Annotated in this window: 2 protein-coding genes; both read right to left on the reverse strand. The window is 67.8% G+C overall.

The genetic code is table 11. The features are described from left to right. Positions 1–251: 251 nt before the first annotated feature. Positions 252–1,748 carry an FAD-dependent monooxygenase gene (locus VJN29_RS08980; RefSeq protein WP_324143282.1) on the reverse strand — a complete coding sequence of 499 codons (1,497 nt, stop codon included), beginning with the start codon at positions 1,746–1,748 and terminating at the stop codon, positions 252–254. Between the two features lie 474 nt (positions 1,749–2,222). Next, the coding region (locus VJN29_RS08985; RefSeq protein WP_324143283.1) for a VOC family protein at positions 2,223–2,543 on the reverse strand (321 nt) is incomplete at its 5' end.

A 2,543-nucleotide genomic window follows, 5' to 3' on the forward strand; every position in this document is an offset into this window, starting at 1 on the left:
GCGTGCTCTCAAGCTTCCGAGCGCTTCGCCGCTCCCGTGGTGTTCTTAGCTCCCGGGGGCACGTGTGCGGCCGGAGGGACGATAGGTCTCCCAAACCAGCGTCTATGAAGCTGGTTGCCGCGGTCGTCTCGTGCCCCCTACATCGCTACCGCTAGGGTTTCGTTTGGCATCTCGTAATCAACGTCCCGTTACTATTGGTCGAGTATGGGAAATGAGAAAGCCGAAGAAAACCTACGGGTCAACGGGGACAATTAGGGTGTCGCCCACGGTGAGGCTGCGCGGCCAGACCTACTAGGCGGTCCGAACCAGGTGGTCAGCGCGTCGCGCAACCCGGTATCTGTGCCGTCCCCCACCCAGGCGACGTATCCGTCGGGTCTGATCAGTACGGCGGCGGGGGCCGCTACTTGGCCCAGGACCGGAAGCTCACAATCGCCGTCATACTCGGCGTCGATCGCCGATATTCGGTGTGCCCATGGAGTGACGTCGAGGTCGCCGGGCTCGCCGAGGTTGAGCAGCACCGGCCGGGCATCGTGCAGCAGGGCGAACACCCGCAGCGGGCCGTCGGCGGTGACGAGGTCGAGATCGGGCACGCGGCGCCCGAGCAGCGGGTGTCCCTCGCCGAGGTCGTACCGGATGCCCAGGCCGGACATCTCCGCGGCGAGTCGTCTGCGAGGCTCGTCCATGACTAGCAGCTCGGTCATGGTGTCGCGCGCTGCCTCGGTGCGCTCGTCGGTCCTGCTGAGCGCGACCTGCGCCATGGTGTTGCGCAGCACGCGGGCGGCGACCGGGTGGCGCTCGGCGTGGTATGTGTCCAGGAGGCTTCCCCGAGACGTCTGGTGAACCACCTGGGCCAGCTTCCACCCCAGGTTCACCGCGTCCTGCACACCGGTGTTGAGGCCCTGCCCACCCACCGGGTAATGAACGTGCGCGGCGTCGCCCGCGAGCAGCACACGCCCTTCGCGGTAGGACGCCGCCTGCCGGGTCACGTCGGTGAACCGGGAGATCCAGGTCGGGCTGTGCGTCCCGAAGTCCGTCCCGTAGGCGACGGCGAGCGCCTCACGGAGATCCTGCAGGGTGGGCTCGCTGGTGTGTTCGACGAGCTTTTCGGTCAGGACGACCCGGTACGGCCCTCCGCCCTGCGCCGGATCTACGGGACCGATGCTACCACCCTCGCGGCGCATGCCGAGCACCGGCTCCTCGTCCATCTCGACCTCGGCGATCAGGTTGCTGGTTGTCGGACCCCACCCGGGGAACCCGATGCCGGCCGCCTTGCGGACCAGGCTGCGTCCTCCGTCGCACCCGACGAGGTATTCCGCCCGCAGCGACCGGCCGTCTGAGAGCTCCACGTCGACGCCGGTGTGGTACCGCACGATACCCGTCGCCTCACGTCCGCGATGGATCGGCACCGCCAGCTCGCCGACCCAATCGGCCAGTATGCGCTCGATGTGGTTCTGCCACAACGCGAGGCCGTAGTTGTGCCGGGTCGGAAAGTCGCTGATGTCCAAAGGCGTCCCGGCGAATCCCGCGACCTGGGCCACCTGCCCCTCCGACAGGAACCGATCGGCGATCCCGCGCTGGTCGAAGACCTCGATGGTGCGCGAGTGCAGACCGCCCGCGCGCGAGCCGGGGAGGTCCTGGCTTCGACGCCGCTCGACGATGGCCACGTCGACGCCCGCCAACGCCAGCTCGGCCGCGAGCATCAACCCCGTCGGGCCTCCTCCGGCGATCACCACCGCATGCTCGGTCATAGCCACACCCCCGTCGGTATCACGCCGGTCTCGACCAGCGCATCACGTCCCTCCGCCACGACGGCGACCGTGTCGAGCTCCGCGCCGAGTGCCCGTAACCGCACCGCGAGCCCCGCCATCGGTTCGACGTCCCCGCGCGGCCCATACGTCGACGACAACGCACTCACTTCCCTTCTCCCGTCTCCGTAGGTACTGGCTTCGGCCGGTATCCTGCGGCACGACCGGGGGGCTTGACGCAAGCCCCCGGTGCGCTGTGTATTGGAAGTGGAAAGGAGCGAGCAAGTCCAGGAGGGAAGCCTGGCGATGCCTGAAGCGCTACATCGCCCGCGAGACCTACCGCGCCATCTTGCTGGACGCCAGGGCCTACCTCCCGTCGGGTCAACAAGATAGGAGCGTCGAGGTCTGCAGTGAGGCTGTGCGTCCGCACGTGGTGGGCGGCGGACGCGCCGGGTGCCCTGGGTCGCATCGATAGCCTCACGGGAAGTCCGCCGCGGTGATGCCGTCGGGGTGCCCGGGCGGCCACTGAACCAGCTCGATCCGGTAGCCGTCCGGGTCGGTGAGCCAGCTCGTCCAGAAATCGTCGGAACCGTCCGGTGACTTCGGTGGTTCCGCATCGATTCCCTGGGCCGTGAGACAGTCGATGGTGTCGTGCAACGCCTCCACCTGGATGACGAAGTGGTTCAACCCGCCCGGGTCGACCTGGCCACCTCTGGGCTCGTAGACGAGTTCGAGGCTGACGAACTCGTCGCCGGGAAGCTTGAGCATCGTCAGGCTGCCGAACGCTGTCTCAGGCAC

The organism is Intrasporangium sp., assembly GCF_035280925.1.
Lineage (GTDB): Bacteria > Actinomycetota > Actinomycetes > Actinomycetales > Dermatophilaceae > Intrasporangium.

Coding starts and splice junctions, on each gene's coding strand:
- VJN29_RS08980 (WP_324143282.1), bottom strand. CDS start 1,748: ATGACCGAGCATGCGGTGGTGATCGCCGGAGGAGGCCCGACGGGGTTG.